The 20,636-nt window shown below is 72.9% G+C and carries 19 protein-coding genes; 7 read left to right on the top strand and 12 right to left on the bottom strand.

Going from position 1 to position 20,636, the window contains the following annotated elements; translation table 11 throughout:
* The first annotated feature begins 32 nt into the window (after positions 1-32).
* The 5 genes from AB0C78_RS29200 (at position 33) to AB0C78_RS29220 (ending at position 5,079) form a co-directional block, all read left to right on the top strand.
* Positions 33-1,004: a sugar ABC transporter permease gene (locus AB0C78_RS29200; RefSeq protein WP_360753868.1), complete on the top strand. Its 972-nt coding sequence runs from the start codon at positions 33-35 to the stop codon at positions 1,002-1,004.
* Positions 1,001-1,891, top strand: a complete 891-nt coding sequence (locus tag AB0C78_RS29205) for a carbohydrate ABC transporter permease (protein ID WP_360753871.1) — start codon at positions 1,001-1,003, stop codon at positions 1,889-1,891. Before AB0C78_RS29200 ends, AB0C78_RS29205 begins: the two co-directional genes overlap by 4 nt.
* The gene (locus AB0C78_RS29210) at positions 1,888-3,354 is read left to right on the top strand and encodes a glycoside hydrolase family 3 N-terminal domain-containing protein (protein ID WP_360753873.1); all 1,467 of its coding nucleotides are present in this window, start codon (positions 1,888-1,890) and stop codon (positions 3,352-3,354) included. The genes AB0C78_RS29205 and AB0C78_RS29210 overlap by 4 nt, the downstream gene beginning before the upstream one ends.
* A gap of 455 nt (positions 3,355-3,809) precedes the next feature.
* A complete protein-coding gene (locus AB0C78_RS29215) occupies positions 3,810-4,274 on the top strand; it encodes an Rrf2 family transcriptional regulator (RefSeq protein WP_151538359.1) in 465 nt (154 codons plus the stop codon).
* 16 nt (positions 4,275-4,290) lie between these two features.
* Positions 4,291-5,079, top strand: coding sequence for a DNA-formamidopyrimidine glycosylase family protein (locus AB0C78_RS29220; RefSeq protein ID WP_360753876.1), 789 nt, complete (start codon positions 4,291-4,293; stop codon positions 5,077-5,079).
* Here the strand turns inward: AB0C78_RS29220 and AB0C78_RS29225 are convergent.
* Positions 5,076-5,657 (bottom strand): hypothetical protein, encoded by a 582-nt coding sequence (locus tag AB0C78_RS29225; protein WP_360753879.1) that lies wholly within the window; start codon positions 5,655-5,657, stop codon positions 5,076-5,078. The two genes, AB0C78_RS29220 and AB0C78_RS29225, sit on opposite strands and share 4 nt — an antisense overlap.
* Positions 5,654-6,232, bottom strand: coding sequence for a TetR/AcrR family transcriptional regulator (locus tag AB0C78_RS29230; protein WP_360753882.1), 579 nt, complete (start codon positions 6,230-6,232; stop codon positions 5,654-5,656). Before AB0C78_RS29230 ends, AB0C78_RS29225 begins: the two co-directional genes overlap by 4 nt.
* 202 nt (positions 6,233-6,434) lie before the next feature.
* Here AB0C78_RS29230 and AB0C78_RS29235 point away from each other — a divergent pair, with 202 nt between their 5' ends.
* Positions 6,435-7,319 (top strand): LysR family transcriptional regulator, encoded by an 885-nt coding sequence (locus AB0C78_RS29235; protein WP_360753886.1) that lies wholly within the window; start codon positions 6,435-6,437, stop codon positions 7,317-7,319.
* A gap of 305 nt (positions 7,320-7,624) precedes the next feature.
* Here the strand turns inward: AB0C78_RS29235 and AB0C78_RS29240 are convergent, their stop codons facing one another.
* From AB0C78_RS29240 to AB0C78_RS29255, 4 genes are all read right to left on the bottom strand, one after another.
* Positions 7,625-8,092: a DNA starvation/stationary phase protection protein gene (locus AB0C78_RS29240; RefSeq protein WP_190856244.1), complete on the bottom strand. Its 468-nt coding sequence runs from the start codon at positions 8,090-8,092 to the stop codon at positions 7,625-7,627.
* 154 nt (positions 8,093-8,246) lie between these two features.
* On the bottom strand, positions 8,247-8,600 hold the full coding sequence (locus AB0C78_RS29245; RefSeq protein ID WP_151538353.1) for a helix-turn-helix transcriptional regulator: 354 nt from the start codon (positions 8,598-8,600) through the stop codon (positions 8,247-8,249).
* A gap of 111 nt (positions 8,601-8,711) precedes the next feature.
* Entirely contained in the window at positions 8,712-10,007 is a 1,296-nt protein-coding gene (locus AB0C78_RS29250; protein ID WP_360753889.1) for a CinA family nicotinamide mononucleotide deamidase-related protein, read from the bottom strand.
* 522 nt (positions 10,008-10,529) lie between these two features.
* Entirely contained in the window at positions 10,530-11,042 is a 513-nt protein-coding gene (locus AB0C78_RS29255) for a DUF1990 domain-containing protein (RefSeq protein WP_360753891.1), read from the bottom strand.
* 88 nt (positions 11,043-11,130) lie between these two features.
* Between AB0C78_RS29255 and AB0C78_RS29260 the strand changes: the two genes are divergently transcribed.
* A complete protein-coding gene (locus tag AB0C78_RS29260) occupies positions 11,131-11,913 on the top strand; it encodes an MOSC N-terminal beta barrel domain-containing protein (RefSeq protein ID WP_360753893.1) in 783 nt (260 codons plus the stop codon).
* Positions 11,914-11,926: 13 nt separating this feature from the next.
* Here AB0C78_RS29260 and AB0C78_RS29265 read toward each other — a convergent pair whose 3' ends face one another.
* The 6 genes from AB0C78_RS29265 to dapA form a co-directional block, all read right to left on the bottom strand.
* Positions 11,927-12,502 (bottom strand): CDP-alcohol phosphatidyltransferase family protein, encoded by a 576-nt coding sequence (locus AB0C78_RS29265; RefSeq protein WP_225991319.1) that lies wholly within the window; start codon positions 12,500-12,502, stop codon positions 11,927-11,929.
* Between the two features lie 8 nt (positions 12,503-12,510).
* On the bottom strand, positions 12,511-13,926 hold the full coding sequence (gene rimO / locus AB0C78_RS29270) for a 30S ribosomal protein S12 methylthiotransferase RimO (RefSeq protein WP_360753897.1): 1,416 nt from the start codon (positions 13,924-13,926) through the stop codon (positions 12,511-12,513).
* 95 nt (positions 13,927-14,021) lie between these two features.
* Positions 14,022-14,777: a RodZ domain-containing protein gene (locus AB0C78_RS29275; protein WP_360753900.1), complete on the bottom strand. Its 756-nt coding sequence runs from the start codon at positions 14,775-14,777 to the stop codon at positions 14,022-14,024.
* A gap of 218 nt (positions 14,778-14,995) precedes the next feature.
* Positions 14,996-17,647, bottom strand: coding sequence for a DNA translocase FtsK 4TM domain-containing protein (locus tag AB0C78_RS29280; protein WP_360753903.1), 2,652 nt, complete (start codon positions 17,645-17,647; stop codon positions 14,996-14,998).
* A gap of 156 nt (positions 17,648-17,803) precedes the next feature.
* A complete protein-coding gene (locus AB0C78_RS29285) occupies positions 17,804-19,489 on the bottom strand; it encodes a ribonuclease J (protein WP_360753904.1) in 1,686 nt (561 codons plus the stop codon).
* Positions 19,486-20,424, bottom strand: coding sequence for a 4-hydroxy-tetrahydrodipicolinate synthase (dapA, locus tag AB0C78_RS29290; RefSeq protein ID WP_151538346.1), 939 nt, complete (start codon positions 20,422-20,424; stop codon positions 19,486-19,488). The genes AB0C78_RS29285 and dapA overlap by 4 nt, the downstream gene beginning before the upstream one ends.
* Positions 20,425-20,636: the final 212 nt, after the last annotated feature.

Here is a 20,636-nt window from a genome sequence, read left to right on the forward strand (position 1 = left end):
AGGCCACCCGTCCCCGCTGATCGGAAGCGTTCATGCTCGACACCGCTCCCGCGGTGCGCAGGCCGCCGGGCCGCAGACCGTCCGGCCGCGGGCGCCCGCGCCGCCGGCCCCGATTCGGGCCCTACCTGCTGATCGCGCCGACCGTCGTCGTGATCGCCGTGCTGATGTTCTGGCCGATGGTCCAGATCGGGATCATGTCGTTCCAGAAGGTCGGCAACCGCCAGCTGCGCGGCGAGCCGGCCGAGTCGGTCGGCACCCAGAACTTCGACACCATCCTCAAGGACCCGCTCTTCTGGGCGGCGTTCCGGCACACCGTGCTGTTCGCGATCGTCGCCGTCACCCTGACCATGGTGATCGGGACGCTGGTCGGGCTGCTGCTCAACAAGCTCGGCAAGCGGATGTCGAGCTTCGTCTCCGGCGGCGTGATGGTCGCCTGGGCGACCCCGCCGGTCACCGCCGCGATCATCTTCAGCTGGCTGTTCGGCTCCACCGGCGGCCTGGTCAACTGGTTCCTCGACAAGCTGCCGGACGCCCTGGTCGGCGGCGGCTGGAACGACTACAACTGGTTCTCCACGCCGCTGTCCACCTACACGGTGCTGACGGTCTGCGTGGTGTGGCAGGCCTGCCCGTTCGTCGCGGTGTCGGTGCTCGCCGGGCTGAAGAGCGTCCCGCGCGAGCTGTACGAGGCGGCGCGGGTGGACGGCTCCGGCCCGTGGCGGACGTTCTGGAGCCTCACCTACCCGATGCTCAAGCCGATCTTCCTCGTCGTCCTGGTGATGTCGATCATCTGGGACTTCAAGGTGTTCACCCAGCTGTTCATCATGTCCGGGATGGCCAACCGCGACGCGTTCAACCTGTCGCTGTACGGCTACTCCGAGGCGTTCGGCGCGCTCAACCCCAAGCTCGGGATGGGCTCGGCCATCGCGGCGGTGCTCACGCTGATCCTGCTCGTCGTCACCGCGCTGTACGTGCGGGTCATGGTGCGTCAGGGGGAGACCCGATGACCCAGGCAACCCTCAAGGCGGGACGGTCCCGGCGCGGCCGGCCGGCCGCGCGGAGGCGGGCCCGCAAGATCGGCCTCAACGGGCTCGGCGTGCTGGTGTTCGTGCTGGCGGTGTTCCCCGTCTTCTGGATGGCGTCCACCGCGTTCAAGCCGAACAGCGAGATCTTCAGCACCACGCCGAAGCCGCTGCCGACGCACCCGACGCTGGCGCACTTCGACTTCGTCCTCAACGGCGGCATCGCGCAGGTGTCGTTCTGGACCTACTTCCGCAACAGCATCCTGCTGGCCCTGATCACCGTCGTGGCGTCGAGCCTGCTGGCGCTGCTGGCGGCGACGGCGGTAGCGCGGTTCCGCTTCCGGTTCCGCACCACGTTCCTGGTCATGCTGCTGGTGGTGCAGATGGTGCCGTGCGAGTCGCTGGTCATCCCGCTGTTCCTGGACCTCAAGCGGCTCGACATGCTGAACACGCTGCCGGGCCTCGCGGTCGTCTACATCGGGTTCGCGGTGCCGTTCGCGATCTGGATGCTGCGCGGCTTCGTCGCGGCCGTCCCGAAGGAGCTGGAGGAGGCCGCCGCGATCGACGGCGCCGGCCCGGTCCGCACCTTCTTCACCGTCATGCTCCCGCTCGTCGCGCCCGGCCTGGTCGCGACCAGCATCTTCTCGTTCATCACCGCGTGGAACGAGTTCATCTTCGCCTTCACGTTCCTGGACGACCAGGACAAGTACACCCTGCCGATCATGCTGCAGTTCTTCTTCGGCCGCAGCAGCACCGCCTGGGGGCCCATCATGGCAGCGTCGACGCTGCTCACCATTCCCGTCATCGCCTTCTTCCTGCTCGTCCAGCGCCGCATGGTGTCCGGGCTGACCGCCGGGGCGGTGAAGGGGTGACCGCCGACGACATCGCGACCACCGGCGAGATCGCCCGGCTGGCGCGGGGCACCCTGCTGCCCTCCTTCCCGGGCGCGGCGGCGCCGCGCTGGGTACTGGACGAGCTGGAGGCGGGCCTCGGCGGCGTGACGCTGTTCGCGCTGACCGGCAACGTGCCGAGCCCGGAGTCCCTCGCCGCGCTGACCGCGCAGATGCGCAAGGCGGGCGACCCGTTCGTCACGATCGACGAGGAGGGCGGCGACGTCACCCGGCTCGGCGGGCACGCCACCGGCAGCCCGTACCCGGGCAACGCCGCGCTCGGCGCGGTCGACGACCCGGAGCTGACCCGGCGGATCTACCGCTCGCTGGGCGCGGAGCTCGCCGAGGTCGGCGTCAACCTCAACTTCGCGCCGTCGGTGGACGTCAACACCGCCGACGACAACCCGGTGATCGGCACGCGCTCGTTCGGCGCGGACCCGGACCTCGTCGCCCGGCACGCGGCGGCGGCCGTGACCGGCACGCAGGAGGCGGGCGTCGCCGCCTGCTGCAAGCACTTCCCGGGGCACGGCGCGACCGTGGACGACTCGCATCTCGGGGTCCCGATCGTCGACGCCGACCTGGAGCTGCTGGACCGCCGCGAGCTGGTCCCGTTCCGGGCGGCGATCGCGGCCGGCACCCGCGCGGTGATGACCGGGCACCTGAACCTGCCCGCGATCACCGGCGGGGTGCCGGCGACGCTGTCGCCCGCCGCGATCACCGGGCTGCTGCGCGAGCACCTCGGCTACGAGGGCGTGATCGTCACCGACGCGCTCGACATGCAGGGCGCGAGCGGCGCGATCGGCATCCCGGAGGCGTCGGTCCGGGCGCTGATCGCGGGTGCGGACCTGCTGTGCCTCGGCCCGAACGAGCACGCCGAGACGCTCCGGGCGACGCTGGCGGCGATCGACGAGGCGGTGCGGACCGGGCGGCTGCCGGCGGCCCGGCTGCACGACGCGGCGGAGCGGACGGGGCGGCTGCGGGCGTGGCTCGCCGGCAGCAGCCCCGCCGCGGTGGACCGCGCCGCCGGGCTGGAGGGGGCCCGCCGCGCGATCCGGGTGACGGGGGCGCTGCCGGGCTGGCACGGGGCGCCGCTGGTCGTCGAGGCGGAGGCCACCGGCAACATCGCGGTGGGTCCGACGCCCTGGGGCCTGCACCCCTGGGCGCCCGACGCCGTCCGGGCCGCGGGGGCGCCCGGAGAGGCGGAAGGTGTCCTGGAACGTGCCAGGGGGCGGGGTCTGGTGGTCGTGCTGCGGGACGCCCACCGGCACGCGGCGCAGCGGGCGCTCGCGAACGCCCTGCTCACCGCCCGCCCGGACGCGGTGGTCGTGGAGATGGGCCTGCCGGTCTGGCGGCCCGGCGCGGCCGTCTACCTGGCCACCTATGGCGCCGCCGCCGCCAACGCCCAGGCCGCCGCCGAGCTCCTGGGGCTGGTCTCCGCCGCCTGAGCGCGGCCCGAGAGCCGTGGCGCGCCCGCCGGTCAAAGGCCCGGTACCAGCGGGCGCGCCACGTTCCACACACCCGGAAGACCAGACAGCCCCGCGCTGATCTCACCAAGGACGCCACGACCGTCGCGATCGCGAGCGAAGCCGGATTCGAGCGAAGCGAGAATCCGACTTCGCTCGCGAAACCTTCAAGAACCGACCGCCAAGGGCAACGCCGTAAGCAAGCCCAGGATGCCCTTGCCCAGCCACGCGACGACCGGGACCGTCGCAATCGCGAGCGAAGCCAAGTTCGAGCGAAGCAAGAACTTGATCGCGCAGCGAGGCCCCCAGGGCCGAGCCGGAGCGATGCAGCGATCGCACGCATTGCCCGCCGAAGGGAGGGCGCCCAGCGCCCGACCGCCAAGGGCAATGCAATAGGCAGAGCCCGACCAGTCCGATCGGCAAGGGATAATACCTACATGCGATTGTCCGCCCGGGTCGACTACGCGTTGCGTGCCGCCGCGGAGCTGGCGGTGGCCGGGAGTCACCCGGTGACCGCGGTCCAGCTCGCGGAGGCCCAGCAGATTCCGCCCAAATTCCTGGAGAACATCCTCGGTCAGCTGCGCCGGTCGGGGCTCGTCCGGAGCCAGCGCGGCCCTGAGGGGGGCTACTGGCTGGCGCGTCCGGCCGAGCAGATCTCCCTTGCCGACATCATCCGCGCCATCGACGGGCCGTTGCTCGGCGTGCGGGGCGAGCGCCCCGAGCACGTCGGCTACGAGGGCCCTGCCCGGTCCCTGCAGGAGGTGTGGATCGCGTTGCGTGCGAGCGAGCGCGCCATCCTCGAGCGGGTGACTCTCGCGCACATCGCCGCCGGCGAGCTGCCCGAGGGGGTCCGCAAGCTCACCGAGGACCCGTCCGCGTGGGAGAGCCCCTCTCTGATCTAGCGGCGGGGTCGGGTCCGTGCCGGAAGGCGATGTCGTCTGGCTGACCGCCCGGCGCCTGCATGAGGCGCTCGCCGGGCGGCCTCTGACGCGTGCCCAGTTCCGGGTGCCGCGTCTCGCCACCGCGGATCTGCGCGGCCGGACGGTGCTGGAGGTCGTGTCGCGCGGTAAGCATCTGCTGATCCGTGTGGAGGGCGGCCTGACGATCCACACGCATCTGCTCATGGAGGGCCGCTGGCAGATCCGGGCGGCGGGGCCGTTGCCGCGCGACCACCGGGTCCGGCTGGTGCTGGCGAACGCGGAACAACAGGCGGTGGGCCAGTCGCTCGGCCTGGTCGAGCTGCTGCGCACGGCCGAGGAGGACGCGGCCGTCGGGCATCTCGGCCCGGACCTCCTCGATCCCGGCTGGGACGACGATCTCGCCGCGCGGGCCGTCGCGCGGCTCGAGGAGCAGCCGGACCGGGCGATCGGCGAGGCGCTGCTGGACCAGACGCGGCTCGCGGGGATCGGCAACGTCTACAAGGCCGAGGTCCTGTTCCTGCGCGGTGTTCACCCCTGGACGCCTGTGGCCGCCGTCCCCGACCTTCCCGCTCTCGTGGAGCTCGCTCACCGGCTCCTGGACGTCAACAAGGCACGGCACGGCCACGTCACCACGGGGAACATGGGACGTGGCCAGGAGCACTGGGTGTACGGCCGCGCGGGGCGTCCGTGCCGCCGCTGCGGCACCCGGATCGAGCGCGCTCCGCAGACGTCCGGGGTGGGCGACCGGACGGCCTTCTGGTGCCCTCGCTGCCAGCCGGCCCGTTAGGACGCCCGTTCGGCGCGGCGGGCGGCGGCGCCGAGGATCTCCAGCCGGATGAAGCCGGCGCCGCCGGCCCGGATGAGCAGCCAGTACGGCGCGAACACGCGGCGCGCGAACGCGTCGGTGCCGCGCACCCGCGTCTCGAACGCGAGGAGGGAGCCGGGGCCGTCGGGCGCCACGCGCAGCGACATCGCGACCTTCGCCCAGCCGGGGCCCTCGAAGGCGGTGAACGCGGCGGGGTCGCCCGGTTCCACCGGCGCCGTCTCGGGGCGGACCCGCCAGAACTTGGCGATCTTGCCTTTGACCAGCTCCGTGCCGTCGTCCCGGAGCAGGGTCGGGGTAGGGAACGTCTCGACGAGGGGGCCGCTGAGCCGGGTGCGCCCGGCGGAGCGGAGCGCCATGAGGCGGCGCGACACGGGCAGGTCCTCGGCGGCCAGGGTGGTCAGGGCGTCCCAGACGGCCGCCGGTTCGGCCCGGACGCGGCGGATGTAGCGGGAGCGGAAGTCGGCTTCGGGCAGGACGCGGTCGAGCAGCAGCGGGGACGGGGCGGACGCGGCCGGCGCGGGCGGGGTCGGGTGCTTCACGGGCTCTCCTTCGTGGCGAGCGCGGCGACCGCCGCGTTCGCCAGCCGGTCGGCGAGGCCGGGCGGCGTTTCGCCGCCCGCCAGGAACAGGTAGGTGTAGATCGGGCCGAGCAGCAGCGCGTGCACGAACGCGGGGTCGCCGCCGGCCGGCTCGCCGCGCGCGCGGGCGCGGTCGAGGATCTCGGCGACGAGGGCGCGCTCGGCGTCGATGACCCCGGCCTGGAAGCGCGCGGCGAGTGCCGGGTCGGCCGACAGGTCGGCCGCCAGGCCCGGCAGGACGAGCCGGGCGTGCGGGCCGGACAGCAGGTCGATGATGTGCTCGGCGAGCGCGGCCAGGTCGCCGCGCAGCGAACCGGAGTCGGCGGGCGGGACGGGATGCGGGCCGTGCACGGTGACGGCGAAGACCATCTCGGCCTTGGACCGCCAGCGGCGGTAGATGCCCGCCTTGCCGACCCCGGCCCGCGCGGCGACGCCGTCGATGCTCAGCGCCTGGTAGCCGGACTCCGCCAGCAGCGCGCGCACCGCGTCCGCGACGGCCTGGTCCACGTGCCCGGAACGGGGGCGGCCTCGGTTCATGGCCCGAGCATAAACGAAACGGATCGGTCCGTAAATGAAATTGTGGCGGTCGGCGCCCGTGCCGCGCCTCGAGGTCGCGGACGGGTCGCCGCCGGAACGCGGGTCGCCGGATCCTGCGCCCGCAGAAGCATCCTCCGATTGCGATCGTTCCAAGTCAATTCTCGGGTTTTCTTATCGATCCCCCAGGTCTACCTTTGAGCGCGTGACCCTCGACGACCTCCGCGTGTTCGTGGCCGTCTGCGCGGCCGGCAATCTGAGCGCCGTCGCGCGCGACCTGTCGTGCAGCCAGTCCGCGGTCAGCCAGCACGTCAAGCGGCTCGAACGGGAGACCGGGCTGGTGCTGCTGGAGCGGCGCCCGCGCGGCGTGCTGCCCACCCGCGCGGGCCGGATCCTGCACCAGGCCGCCACCGAGGGCATCGCCGGGATCGACGCGGCCCTGCGGCACCTGGACGACCTGCGCCGCGGCGTCGGCGGCACGGTCCGGATCGCGACGGGCGCCACCACCGTCCGGCACTTCATGGCCGCCGGGGTGGCCGCGTTCCGGGCCCGCCATCCCGAGGCGGCGCTGCAGTTCGAGACCGCCGGGTCCAGCCGCCGCTGCCTGGAGGCGGTGCGGGCGCACACCGCGGACCTGGCGTGGGTCACGATCGGCCCGCCCCTCGACGGCGTCGAGCAGCGGGCGTCCTGCGAGCTGCCGTGGATGCTCGCCGTCCACGCCGGCGACCCGCTGGCCGCCCGCGAGACGATCGCCCTCGACGACCTCGCGGGTATCCGGCACATCGAGCTGCCCGCGCACTCGACGTCCCGCGTCCACCTGGAGATGCATCTCGAACGGCACGGGGTGCGGCTGACGTCCACGACCAGCGTCGCCGACTGGGACACCGCGCTGCTGCTCGCCGAACTCGGCCTCGGCCACGCGATCCTGCCGGCGCTGCCCGGCTGGGGCGGCGGCCGGGGCGAGGTGCGGCTGATCCCGATCCCGGACCTGCCGCCGCTCACGGCGGGCTGGGCGGCCCGGCGCTGGGACGCGCTGAGCCCGCTGGCCATCGAGTTCGCCGACACCGTCCTGGAGCACCTGCGCCGCTGACCACGCCGGGACCCCCTCGCAGAGCGCGCCACCGACAGAGCACGCCTAGAAAGCGCGGCACGGGCGGAGCGCGCCCAAGAGAGCGCGCGCCACCGACGGAAGGCGCCCAGAGAGCGCGGCACGGGCGGAGCGCGCCCAAGAGAGCGCGCGCCACCGACGGAAGGCGCCCAGAGAGCGCGGCACGGGCGGAGCGCGCCCAGGACATGGAAAGGCCCGGCCCCAGGAGAGGGGCCGGGCCTTTTCCGCTCGGATCCGGGTCCGCGCCGAGGATCGCGGCGGCGCGGGGGATCCGCGATCTATGCCGATCAGGTCTGGGCCTGGAACATCCAGTGCTGCTTCTCCAGCTGCGCCGCGATGCCGATGAGCAGGTCCTGCGTGACGGGGTCCGGCTCGTCGGTCGCCGCGATCCGCTCGCGGAACCGCGCGATGATCTGCGCCAGCACGTCGGTCACCGCCGCGACGACCTTGTCGTCGGCCAGGTATCCGGCCTCCAGCTGCGGGATCTCGGTGCGGTCGGCGACCGTGCGGGCACGGCCGTCGGGGTTCACGCCGATCGCGACGGCGCGCTCGGCGACGTCGTCCTGGCCGGCGCGGGCGAGGTCCACGACCTCGTCCAGGTGTTCGTGCACGACCTTGAAGTTACGGCCGGTCAGGTTCCAGTGGGCCTGCTTGGCCACGAGCGAAAGATCGATGAGGTCCACCAGCGCGCCCTGCAGGGCCTGCCCGGTGACCTTCAGTGCCTCGTCCGAGAGCGGGCTCTTGACGGCCGCCATGATTCGGGCTCCTTCCGCGTCGTTACGGGATGTCCGTTACAACGGGGAAGGCTGCCCGCCTATGCCGAGCTCATGCGTGAGACCGCGCACACCCGCGGCCCCGGTCGGGCATGAACCCGGCGCCGCGGCGCGCACCGCGGGCCGGTGCCGGTGACTAGGCGGCGACCATGTCGCCGCGGAACTCGCCGGTGATCTCCTCGGGGGTCTCCGGAATGCGTTCGGCGGGGATCCGCTCGTGCTCGGGCGCGCCCGCCATGACGGGCTCGTGCTGCAGCTCGGCGAGGGCCAGCGAGTCGGCCACCTCCCTGAGCACGTGCGACAGCGGAACGCCCAGCGCCTTGCAGATCGACGACAGCAGCTCGGAGGAGGCCTCCTTCTGCCCTCGTTCGACCTCGGACAGGTAGCCGAGGGAAACCCGCGCGGCCGCGGACACCTCACGGAGGGTGCGTCCCTGGCGCAGCCGCAGCTGCCGCAGTACGTCACCGAGCAGCTGGCGAAGCAGGACCATCGTCTCGCTCCCTCCCTCAGTTCGGACCATCTGCCGGTTCCACCGTACCCGGCTTGACGGTGGCCATGGCAGACCGTTGATTTCGTGTTCGCTCGGAACGTAACGCTGTAATCAGCCCCTAACTTCCCGATCTTCCCGAGCGTCCCCGGTCTCGACCTCGGCGTCAAGTCCCAGCAGCTCGCGTCTGAGCAGCTCAAGCGCGTGCACGACGGTCATCCGGCGGAGCACCGCGCGGATCTCCGGGCCGGTGCCGGGCACGGGGAGTTTCGGCCTGACCACGGTGCGCGTATTCCGGGGTCCGGTCACGCCGATATAGACCGTTCCCACCGGGGAGCCGTCCTGCGGCTCGGGGCCCGCGACGCCGGTCACGGCGAGCCCGTACGTCGCGCCGAGCCGGTCCCGGACGCCCTCCGCCATCGCCGCGGCCACGTCCGGGTGGACGGCGCCGTGCTCGGCGAGCAGCACGTCGGAGACGCCGAGCAGGCGGTGCTTCAGCTCCGTCGCGTACGTCACCATCCCGCCCGCGTACGTCGCCGACGAACCGGGCATCGCGGTCAGCTCGGCGCCGATGAGGCCGCCGGTCAGCGACTCGGCGACCGCGACGGTCGCGGACCGCTCGGCGAGCAACCGGTGGACGACGCGGTCCAGCGTCTCGTCCTCCACGCCGTAGACGACCGGGCCGAGCAGCTCGCGGACGCGCTTCTCCACCTCCGCGAGACGGCCCTCGGCGTCCGCGCCGGCCACCGTGATCCGGATCTTGACCTCGGCCGGGTCGGGCAGGTAGGCGAGCTTCACCCCGTCCATCGCCTCGACCTCGGCGAGCCGCGTCGCGACGACCGACTCCCAGATCCCGGCGGTGCGCAGCGTCCGGCGGGCGACCGCGGGCAGCCCGGCGATCCCGGCCAGCTCCGGCAGCACCACCTCGTCCATGATCGTGCGCATCTCGAACGGGACGCCGGGCAGCGCGTAGACGATCCCGCCGTCCAGCTCGACGCGCAGGCCGGGCGCGGTGCCGGCGGAGTTGCGCAGCAGACCGGCGCCCTTCGGGACCTCGGCCATGCGGAACGCCATCGGCTGGAGCTCGCGGCCCGCCGCCTCGGCCCGCTCGTGCAGCCGCCGCTCCAGCGCCGGGTCGCGGACGAGCACGACGCCCGCGGCCTCGGCGAGCGCGTCGCGGGTCACGTCGTCGTAGGTGGGGCCGAGCCCGCCGGTGGTGATGACCGCGTCGGCGCGCTCCAGCGCGGACCGCACCGCCGCGACGATGACGTCCATCTCGTCGCCGACGACGACGCTGCGGGTCACCTCGACGCCGTGCTCGGCGAGCCGCCTGCCGAGCCAGGCCGCGTTCCCGTTGATCGTGTCGCCGAGGAGCAGTTCGTCCCCGACGGTGAGCAGTTCGACCCGCATCGCTTCCGCCTCCCCGTCGCCGGTCCCCCGAATCTACCGGCGGGGGACGACGGTCCGCGCGGCGCGGCGCCGGCGGTTGCGGGCGACGGCGGCGCGGGGCGCCGGGTTCACCGCATGCGTGGCCGAATCAGGACGAACACCTCTTTGTTCGACTAACACCCGCTCGTCCGATCGGTCCCGCATATCGCATTTCGTTCGCCGGGAAAAACGTGAGCCGTGCATTGTGTCACACACCCGCCGGGCCCCGCACACTGCGCGCGAGTGGGAACGCGACCAGGGCGCGCATCGTCGCACCGCCCCCGACCTGCGCCATTGCGGCGACGGTCCACCATCGGCCAACCGCGCCGTCATTTTGTGAGTCAGAACTCATTTGCCATGTCGCGACCACTCCCCATTCACGGGGATAATTGTCGGTGCGGCCGCCATGAACGGGGCTGCGGGGCACGACCGGGGTGGGCGTGCTCCCGCAGCCCGCCATGGCGGCCGTGCTCGTCCCCGCCCGGTCGCGGGCCGCCCCGGTGGTCAGGGGCGCGCCAGGCGCCGCAGGACGGCCCCGCAGCGGCGCGCGTACGCGCGCTGGGCCACCGGCGCGAGCGGACCGGCCAGCCGCGCCGCCGCCGTCGCCGGTCGGCTGAACGAAGTGACGGTCAGCCACACCTCGCCCTCGTCGTCCAGATGCACGACGAACGCCTCCTCCCCCGACATCGGGTGGCCCTGCAGCGTCCCGTACGCCCATCCGGCGCGGCGGTCGTCCTCGCGCGTCCACACGACCCGGCACGGGGCCATCAGCCGGAACGGCCCGAGCCCGACGCCCATCTCCACGCTGACGCCGGGTTCGGCCCGCGGGGCCGACGCCCGCACGCGCGCGGGGAGCGCCCGGTGCATCCAGAACTCCATCAGCGCGTCCGAGGCGTTGCGCATCACCGCCGGACCCGCGCCGACGAGCGTCCGCACCCGCAGGTGCCGGTAGCCCGCCGGACGCTCGGCGTCCCGCGTCGCGCCGACCTCCGGATAGGTGAAGTCCTGCCCGCTCATAGCCGTCCGGCCTCCAAACTGACGAATCGGTGTCAGGTACCACCGGTTCTCCTGGTCACCCGCGCGGGTGCCGCTCTACCGTCGCATCATGATCGCCGTCATCGCCGCACTGCACGTGTACCCGGTCAAGAGCGCGGCCGGCGTCCCGCTCGCCGAGGCGGAGATGACGCCGGAGGGGCTGCGCCACGACCGGGCGTTCATGCTCGTCCGCCCGGACGGGCGGCACCTGTCGCAACGGGAGGTGCCCGGCCTCGCGCTGGTCCACCCCGCCTACGACGGGACGAAGCTCACCGTCACCTCGCCGCTCGCGGACGCGCCGCTGGTCTGCGCGGCGGCCGGCGGCCCGGCCCGCGACGTCACCGTGCACCGGCGCCCCTGCCAGGGCGTCGACCAGGGCGACGACGCCGCCGGCTGGTTCTCCGAGGCGCTCGGGATCTCCTGCCGCCTCGTCCGCTTCACTGGGACGCGTCCCACGCGACGCGGCGGCGGGACGCTCGCGTACGCCGACGGCTACCCGGTCTCGGTGCTGTCGCAGGAGTCGCTCGACGACCTGAACCGCCGGATGGACGGGCCGCTGCCGATGAACCGGTTCCGCCCCAACATCGTCCTGAGCGGCCTCGGCCCCTACGGCGAGGACGCGGTGACCCGGCTGCGCGGCTCCGCCGAGATCGAGCTCGTCAAGCCGTGCGGGCGCTGCGTCATCATCAACACCGACCAGGAGACGGCCCAGCGGTCCCCCGCTCCTCTGCGCGCGCTCGCCGGGTACCGCACCGGGCGCTTCGACGGCGCCCGCGAGATCGTGTTCGGACGCCTCGGCATCCCGCGCGCGCTCGGCACGCTCCGCGTCGGCGACGAGCTGACCGCGTCCTGAGCCGCGAGCAAGGTCAGCTACGGGGAGCACGCCGCAGGCGCCACGCCTGGACGACGTAGTCGGCGCCGGTCACCACGGTGACGATCAGCGCGGCGCCCATCGTCACCCAGCGCAGGTAGTCCAGCGGGCCGGGCAGGATGTAGAAGCCGATGGCGAAGACCTGCAGCATCGTCTTCAGCTTGCCGCCCTTGCTGGCCGGGATCACCCCGTACCGGATGACGACGAACCGCATCAGCGTGATGCCGATCTCGCGGACCATGATGACGATGGTCACCCACCACCACAGCTCGCCCAGCGCCGACAGGCTGACCAGCGCCGCGCCGGTCAGCGCCTTGTCGGCGATCGGGTCGGCGATCTTGCCGAAGTCGGTGACCAGCCCGCGGGACCGGGCCAGATCACCGTCGATCTTGTCGGTGACGGACGCGGCGGCGAACACCGCGAACGCGCCGATCCGCCAGCCGGTGCCGTCCATGAACAGCAGCCACACGAACAGCGGCACCAGCGCGATGCGCAGCAGCGTCAGCGCGTTGGCGATGTTGTAGACGCTCGCGGGCGGCGGATCGGGCGCCCCGGCGACCGGTTCGGGCATGCCCGCGATCATGACACGTCCGCGACGAGGTCCACCCCGTCGCTCCCGGTGACCCGGGCGGCGACGATCTCGCCGAGGGCCAGGCCCTCGCCGCGGACCAGCACCGTCCCGTCGACCTCGGGCGCCTGGTGCGCGGCGCGGCCCTCGAACCCGCCGTCCGCCTTGTCCTCCAGCAGCACGTCGACCCGCGAGCCGACGCGGTCCTCGGCGCGCTGCGCGGTCAGCTCCTCGGCCAGCCCCGACAGCTCCTCGACGCGGCGGGCGATCTCGTCCGGGTCGACCTTGCCGTCGAGGTTCGCGGCCTCGGTGCCGTCCTCGTCGGAGTAGCCGAACACGCCGATCGCGTCCAGCCGCGCGGCGGACAGGAACTCGGCCAGCTCCTCGAAGTCGTCCTCGGTCTCGCCGGGGAACCCGACGATGAAGTTCGACCGCACGCCCGCCTCCGGGGCCTGCGCGCGGATCTGGTCGAGCAGCTCCAGGAACCGGACGCGGTCGCCGAACCGCCGCATCGAGCGCAGCACCGGGCCGCTGGCGTGCTGGAACGACAGGTCGAAGTAGGGCGCGACGCCGGGCGTGCCGCAGATCGCCTCGATCAGCCCCGGCCGGGTCTCGGCGGGCTGCAGGTAGCTGACCCGGACGCGCTCGATGCCGTCCACCGCGGCGAGGCCGGGCAGCAGCTTCTCCAGCGCCCGCAGGTCGCCGAGGTCCTTGCCGTAGGACGTCGAGTTCTCGCTGACGAGCACCAGCTCCCGGACGCCGTGCCCGGCGAGCCAGCGGGCCTCCTCCAGCACCTCCGCCGGGGGACGCGACACGTACGCGCCGCGGAACGCCGGGATCGCGCAGAACGTGCAGCGCCGGTCGCAGCCGGACGCCAGCTTGAGCGGCGCCACCGGGCCGCCGCCGAGGCGCCGCCGCAGCACCCGCGGGCCCGACGCGGGCGCCACGCCGTCCGGCAGATCGCCGGGACCGCCGTGCCCCGGGATCGCCACGCCGTCCGCGGACGCGGACCGCTCGACCGGGCTGATCGGCAGCAGCGTGCGGCGGTCGCGCGGGGTGTGCGCCTCGCGCGCGCGGCCCTCCATCACGTCGTCGAGCCGCTCCCCGATCGTCAGGTAGTCGTCGAAGCCGATCACCGCGTCGGCCTCCGGCAGCGCCTCCGCCAGCTCCTTGCCGTACCGCTCGGCCATGCAGCCGGCCGCGACGACCTTGGCGCCGGAGTCGTGCGCCGCCAGCAGCGTGTCGATGGAGTCCTTCTTGGCCGCCTCGATGAAGCCGCAGGTGTTGACGACCACGACGTCGGCGCCGTCCGCACCGTCCGCCAGGTCCCAGCCGGCGTCCTCCATGCGCGCGGCGAGCTCCTCGGAGTCCACCTCGTTGCGGGCGCACCCGAGAGTGATGAGCGAGACCTTGCGGCGAGTCGACATGCCCCTAAGGTAATGGGCCCCGGCAGCGCCGCGGACCGCCGCCCCGCCCCTGTGACCGAGCGGTCAGCCGCCGCCTGGCCCGGCGGGCCGGGGGCTCAGGCCGCCGCGGGATCGTTGCGGTCGAAGGTGAGCCGCTGGACGCCCTTGCCCTTCCCGGGCGTGCCGATGTCCTTGCCGTTCACGGTGAGCCGGACGCCGCCGCCGATGCCGATCACCATGCTGATCTTCTTCTTGGCGGTCCACTTCTTCTGGTCGCCGCTGCGCAGCACGCCGGAGTACAGCGCCTTGCCCTTGTCGCCGCGGACGTTCACCCAGACCGTCCGCTTGGCGACGACCGCGACCTCGACCGTGGTGCGCGGCGCCGCCGCCACCGGGTCGGTGGACTTGGGCGGCGCGGTGGGGGCCGGCTTCGAGGGGCGCGGCGCGGGCGTCCCGGCGACCTGCCGCGCGGTGTGCTGCTCGCGGCCGCCGTCGTGCCGGACGGCCTGGAACACCCCGGCGATCACCACGACGGCGAGGGCGAGCGCCATCGCCGCGCTCCAGTTCGCCGAGCGGCGCTCGCGGAACGGGATCGCGCGCTCCGGCTCGAACGCCGCCGTCGCCGACACCGGCTGCGGGGCGCCGCCGTGCGCGGCGTCGAACTCGCTGACCAGCGGCTCCGGGTCGATTCCGATGACCCGCGCGACGCTGCGGATGTGGCCGCGGGCGTAGAAGTTGCCGCCGCAGGCGGAGAAGTCGTCGGACTCCATGCCGCGGATCACCGTCTCGCGGATCCGCGTCTGGAGACTGACCTGCGTCACCGAGAGACCCGCCTGCCGACGCTCCTGGGCCAAGGTCTCACCGATGCTCACGCCGGGCCTCCTTCGAGCGCGTTCGCGGCTGGTTCCACGCTGATGCGACACCAGTCTAGAAACGGGAATGCCCGCTCGGCGAGCGCCAACACGTTCGAAACAGGGCAAGATTTCGCATCATTCCGCCATGCCCTTCCCGGTGTCCGGTGGCCATATGACGGTAACGGCGCGGACATTCCGTTGTTCCCCCGCGGTAAGTGTCGCGGGGGAACGCCCGGTCAGCCGCCGCCGCGCAGTTCCGCGAGCACCCCGGGCAGGTCGTCGGGCTTGGCGAGCACGTCGCGCGCCTTGGAGCCCTCGCTCGGCCCGACGATGTCGCGGCTCTCCATCAGGTCCATCAGCCGGCCCGCCTTGGCGAAGCCGACGCGCAGCTTGCGCTGCAGCATCGAGGTGGACCCGAACTGCGTCGACACCACCAGCTCGATCGCCTGGACGAGCAGGTCCATGTCGTCGCCGATCTCCTCGTCGATCTCCTTCTTCGGCGCGGCCGACTCGGCGACGTCCTCCCGGTAGTTCGCCTCCATCTGCCCCTTGCAGTGGTCGACGATCCCGTGGATCTCCTTCTCCGACACGTAGGCGTTCTGGATGCGCATCGGCTTGCTCGCGCCCATCGGCAGGAACAGCGCGTCGCCCTGCCCGACCAGCTTCTCCGCGCCGGGCTGGTCGAGAATGACGCGGCTGTCGGACAGCGACGAGGTCGCGAACGCCAGCCGCGACGGCACGTTGGCCTTGATGAGGCCGGTGACGACGTCGACGGACGGGCGCTGCGTCGCGAGCACCAGGTGGATGCCGGCGGCGCGGGCGAGCTGGGTGATGCGCACGACCGAGTCCTCGACGTCGCGGGGCGCGACCATCATCAGGTCGGCGAGCTCGTCGACGATCACCAGCATGTAGGGGTACGGGGTGTAGACGCGCTCGCTGCCGGGCGGCGCGGTGAGCTTGCCCGCCTTCACCGCCTTGTTGAAGTCGTCGATGTGCCGGAACCCGGACGCGGCGAGGTCGTCGTACCGGCGGTCCATTTCGCCGACGACCCATTCGAGGGCTTCCGCCGCTTTCTTGGGGTTGGTGATGATCGGGGTGATCAGGTGGGGAATGCCCTGGTACATGGTCAGCTCGACCCGTTTCGGGTCGACGAGGATCATCCGCACCTCGTCCGGCGTCGCCCGCATCAGCACCGACGTGATCAGCCCGTTGATGCAGGTCGACTTGCCCGCGCCGGTCGCGCCCGCGATCAGGATGTGCGGCATCTTCGCCAGGTTCGCCACCACCGTGCGGCCCTCGACGTCCTTGCCGAGCCCCACCACCATCGGATGGTGCTCGTTGGTCGCCGCCGGGGACCGCAGCACGTCGCCGAGGCTGACGATGTCCTTGTCGGTGTTCGGGATCTCCACGCCGATCGCCGACTTGCCGGGGATCGGGGAGATGATCCGCACGTCCGCGCTCTTCACCGCGTACGCGATGTTCTTCGTCAGCGCGGTGACCTTCTCGACCTTCACCGCCGGACCGAGCTCGATCTCGTACCGGGTGATCGTCGGCCCCCGGGTGAACCCGGTGACCTGCGCGTCGATGTCGAACTGCTCCAGCACGCCGGTGAGCGCGTTCACCACCGTGTCGTTGGCCTTCGTGCGCGGCTTGGCCACGCTGCCCGGCCGCAGCGCCGACGGGTCCGGCAGGACGTAGATCTCCCCGGACGACGACAGCGGCAGCTGCTCGGAGCTGCGCGGCGCCGGCGTCGGGTCGGGGACGTCGCCGTGGACGGGCTCGTCGGGCGGCGCGGGCTCGTCCAGGACCGGGTCGGGCGGCGGCGGCGCGTCGTCGATGGGCGGCGCCGGCGGCGGGACGTCCCCGCCGAACGGGTCCGGCTCGAACAGCTCGTCGGCGAGGTCGCGGCTCGGCCGCTCCCGGCGCTTCGGCTCGTCCTCCAGCAGCGGCGTGTCGTATGGCCGGGAGTGCTCGCCGACCTCCAGCTCGTCGTCGGCCTCGTCGGCCTTCTTCTTGCGGCGGCGCTTCTTCGGCGCCTCCCGCTCCTCGTCCGCCGTGTCGGACGGGCGCTCCGGGCGGCCCTGCAGCGTCGCGACTGCCCACAGTTCGCCGACCCGCTCGGGCACCTTCGCGATCGGGGTCGCGGTGATGACCAGCAGCCCGAACCCCGACAGCAGGAGCAGCAGCGGCACCGCCACCCAGCCGCTGAGCGCGGCGTCCAGCGGCGCCGACACGAGCCAGCCGATGACGCCCCCGGCGTCGCGCACGCCGGGCATGTCCTTTGACGGCGACGGGACGCCCGCCGCGATGTGCAGGATGCCGAGCACCCCGACGGTCAGCGCGGTCAGGCCGATGACGACGCGCCCGGTCTCCTCGTTCTGCTCGGGGTGGCGCAGCGTCCGCCACGCCAGCAGCGCCAGCACCACCGGCAGCGCCATCGCCACGATGCCGATGCCGCCGCGCACGACCTTCTCCAGCGCGATCGTGACGACCCCGTCCGGCCGGAACCAGGTCACCGAGGCCAGCACGATCGACGACCCGAGCAGCGCGAGCCCGAGGCCGTCGCGCCGGTGCTCGGGGTCGAGGCTGCGGGCGCCGTTGCCGTAGGCGCGGAAGATGGAGCCGACGGCGACCGCCGCGAGCAGGTACAGCTTGAACAGCAGCTTGAAGAAGCCGAGGACGGCCTGCGAGATCGGGTCCGGCTTCTGCTGCGCGCGGCCCCGGCCGGATCCCCGGCCTCCGGCGCCCTTCGCGCCGCCGCGCGCTCCACCGCCCTTCGCACTGCCGCTCGTTCGCTTCCGGGGGGCCGACCCTGCGGGTTTGCGAGCCGCGCTGCCCCCGGTACGCGAGGAGGTGGTCTTCGCTCCCCCGGACGCACGTGTGGCCATGGTTATGAGAGTAACCAAGGAGCGCCGGGGTTCCCGGGACGGCGAACGGGCGTGTTGCCCATACCGGACGACCGGGCACGACGCCACCCGGACGGCAGGGCACGACGCCGCCCGGACGACCGCGCGCGGTGCGCGCACGGCCGCCCCGGGCGGCGGCTACACCTCGACGACCACCGGGATGATCATGGGGCGGCGGCGGTAGTTGTCGCTCACCCACTTGCCGACCGTGCGGCGGATCAGCTGGTTGATCTGGTGCAGGTCGTTGACGGCGTCGCCGGCCGCGCCCGCCAGCACGCCCTCGATCCGCTCGATGACCTCGTCGAAGTCCTCGTTGACGATGCCGGCGCCGCGGGCGTGCACCTCGGGCCCGGCCACCAGCTTGCCGGAGGTCGAGTCGATGCCGACGACGATGGAGACGAAGCCCTCCTCGCCGAGGATCCGCCGGTCCTTCAGCGAGGTCTCGGTGACCTCGCCGACCGACAGGCCGTCCACGTACACGTACCCGGCCGGGACCGCGCCGACGATCTTGGCCCGGCCGTCGACCAGGTCGACGACCACGCCGTCCTCGGCGATGACGATGTTGTCGTCCGGCACGCCGGTGAGCGCGGCGAGCTTGGCGTGCGCCCGCAGGTGCCGCCACTCGCCGTGGATCGGCATGAAGTTGCCCGGCTTGGTCACGTTCAGCACGTACAGCAGCTCGCCCGCCGACGCGTGCCCCGACACGTGCACCAGCGCGTTGCCCTTGTGCACGACCCGCGCGCCCCACCGGGTGAGCCCGTTGATGACGCGGTTCACCGCGTTCTCGTTGCCCGGGATGAGCGAGGACGCCAGCATCACGGTGTCGCGGTCGGTGATGCGGATCGAGTGGTCGCGGTTGGCCATCCGCGACAGCGCCGACATCGGCTCGCCCTGCGAGCCGGTGCACACCAGCACCAGCCGGTCGCCGGGGATGTCGTCCAGCTCCTTCTGGTCGACCATCACGTCCTCGGGGACGTTGAGGTAGCCGAGCTCGCGGGCGACGCCCATGTTGCGGACCATCGAGCGGCCGACGAAGCACACCTTGCGGCCGTTGGCGACGGCGGCGTCCAGCACCTGCTGGACGCGGTGGATGTGCGAGGCGAAGCAGGCGACGATGAGCCGCTCCTGCGCGGTGCGGAACACCTCGTCGATGACCGGGCCGATGTTGCGCTCGCTGGTGACGAAGCCGGGGACCTCGGCGTTGGTCGAGTCCGACAGCAGCAGGTCGATGCCCTCGCCGCCGAGCCGGGCGAACCCGGGCAGGTCGGTGAGCCGGCCGTCCAGCGGCAGCTGGTCCATCTTGAAGTCGCCGGTGTGCAGGACGAGCCCGGCGGGCGTGCGGACGGCGAGCGCGAGCGCGTCCGGGATCGAGTGGTTGACCGCGAAGAACTCGCAGTCGAACGGCCCGAACGCGCGCCGCTCGCCCTCGGCCACCACGTCGGTGACCGGTTTGATGCGGTGCTCGGTGAGCTTGGCCTCCAGCAGGGCCAGCGTGAGCCTCGAGCCGATCAGCGGGATGTCGCGGCGCTCGCGCAGCAGGTACGGGACGGCGCCGATGTGGTCCTCGTGCCCGTGCGTGAGGACGACGGCCTCGATGTCGTCGAGGCGGTCCCTGATGTACTCGAAGTCCGGCAGGATCAGGTCGACGCCGGGCTGCTCGGTCTCGGGGAAGAGGACGCCGCAGTCGACGACGAGCAGGCGACCGCCGTACTCGTAGACCGTCATGTTGCGGCCGATCTCCCCGAGCCCGCCGAGCGCGACGATGCGCAGACCGCCCTCGGGCGGGGCGGGCGGGTCCGAGAGCTCCGGGTGAGGATGACTCACCGGGCGACCTCCGGAATGACGACCTCCGGCACTTTGACTCCCCCTATCGTGAGGTCTTCGCGCAGGCGCGCCGCGAACTCCGGCGTGGCCTCCACCAGCGGGGCGCGCAGCGGGCCGCCCCCGGGAAGGCCCAGCAGGTTCAGCGCTGCCTTGACGGCGATGGCGCCCTGCGTACGGGTCATGATCGCGGCGACCACGGGCAGCAGGCGCCGGTGGATCTCCAGCGCCCGCCCATGCTCACCGGCGCGGTATGCGTCGATCATCTCATGGAGTTCGGTCCCCACGACATGGCCGACCACGCTGACGAACCCGGCGGCGCCGACCGACAGCCAGGGCAGGTTCAGCACGTCGTCGCCGGAGTACCAGACCAGGTCGGTCTGCGCCATCACCCGGGACGCGCCGAACAGGTCGCCCTTGGCGTCCTTGACGGCGATGATCCGCGGGTGCTCGGCGAGCTGCATCAGCGTGTCGTTCTGGATCGGCACCCCGGCGCGCCCCGGGATGTCGTACAGCATGTTCGGCAGGCCCGTCGCGTCGGCCACCGCCGTGAAGTGGCGGAGCAGGCCCTCCTGCGGGGGCTTGTTGTAGTACGGGGTGACCACGAGCAGGCCGTGCGCGCCGGCGGCCTCGGCCTGCCGCGCGAGTTTCAGGGTGTGCTCGGTGTGGTTGGTCCCGGCACCGGCCACGATCACGGCGCGGTCGCCCACCGCCTCGATGACCGCGCGCAGCAGCGTGCTCTTCTCGTCGTCGCTCGTCGTCGGCGACTCGCCGGTCGTCCCGTTGACGACCAGGCCGTCGTGGCGCCGCTCGTCGACCAGGTGGGTCGCGAGGCGCGCGGCGCCGTCGTAGTCGACTCCGCCGTCCGGCAGGAACGGCGTGACCATCGCGGTCAGCATCCGCCCGAACGGGGCGTCGGTCGTTGTGCTGGGTGCCATGCATCGAACGGTACCGTTCCGGCCGCCGGCTTGGAGCCGCAGGTCGAGGGGTTTCGCGGCCGGGTCGGGACGGGGGCGCCGGCGGGCCCGCGCGGGGCCCCGCGCACCGGGGTCCGGGCGGGTGCCCGGACGGGTGCCCGGGCGTCCGCGGAGGGGCCCTCCGGCGGGCCGGGAGCGGGCATGGAAGAAGCCGCCGCCACACGCTCGGGGGT

Source organism: Actinomadura sp. NPDC048394 (assembly GCF_040651755.1).
Taxonomy (GTDB): Bacteria; Actinomycetota; Actinomycetes; order Streptosporangiales; family Streptosporangiaceae; genus Spirillospora; species Spirillospora montaniterrae.

What these genes read in the sequence shown, in the direction of transcription:
- AB0C78_RS29200 (WP_360753868.1), top strand. Translation starts at nt 33, where the DNA reads ATGCTCGACACCGCTCCCGCGGTGCGCAGGCCGCCGGGCCGCAGACCG.
- AB0C78_RS29205 (WP_360753871.1), top strand. Translation starts at nt 1,001, where the DNA reads ATGACCCAGGCAACCCTCAAGGCGGGACGGTCCCGGCGCGGCCGGCCG.
- AB0C78_RS29215 (WP_151538359.1), top strand. Translation starts at nt 3,810, where the DNA reads ATGCGATTGTCCGCCCGGGTCGACTACGCGTTGCGTGCCGCCGCGGAG.
- AB0C78_RS29230 (WP_360753882.1), bottom strand. Translation starts at nt 6,232, where the DNA reads ATGAACCGAGGCCGCCCCCGTTCCGGGCACGTGGACCAGGCCGTCGCG.
- AB0C78_RS29240 (WP_190856244.1), bottom strand. Translation starts at nt 8,092, where the DNA reads ATGGCGGCCGTCAAGAGCCCGCTCTCGGACGAGGCACTGAAGGTCACC.
- AB0C78_RS29245 (WP_151538353.1), bottom strand. Translation starts at nt 8,600, where the DNA reads ATGGTCCTGCTTCGCCAGCTGCTCGGTGACGTACTGCGGCAGCTGCGG.
- AB0C78_RS29250 (WP_360753889.1), bottom strand. Translation starts at nt 10,007, where the DNA reads ATGCGGGTCGAACTGCTCACCGTCGGGGACGAACTGCTCCTCGGCGAC.
- AB0C78_RS29255 (WP_360753891.1), bottom strand. Translation starts at nt 11,042, where the DNA reads ATGAGCGGGCAGGACTTCACCTATCCGGAGGTCGGCGCGACGCGGGAC.
- AB0C78_RS29260 (WP_360753893.1), top strand. Translation starts at nt 11,131, where the DNA reads ATGATCGCCGTCATCGCCGCACTGCACGTGTACCCGGTCAAGAGCGCG.
- AB0C78_RS29265 (WP_225991319.1), bottom strand. Translation starts at nt 12,502, where the DNA reads ATGCCCGAACCGGTCGCCGGGGCGCCCGATCCGCCGCCCGCGAGCGTC.
- rimO (WP_360753897.1), bottom strand. Translation starts at nt 13,926, where the DNA reads ATGTCGACTCGCCGCAAGGTCTCGCTCATCACTCTCGGGTGCGCCCGC.
- AB0C78_RS29280 (WP_360753903.1), bottom strand. Translation starts at nt 17,647, where the DNA reads ATGGCCACACGTGCGTCCGGGGGAGCGAAGACCACCTCCTCGCGTACC.
- dapA (WP_151538346.1), bottom strand. Translation starts at nt 20,424, where the DNA reads ATGGCACCCAGCACAACGACCGACGCCCCGTTCGGGCGGATGCTGACC.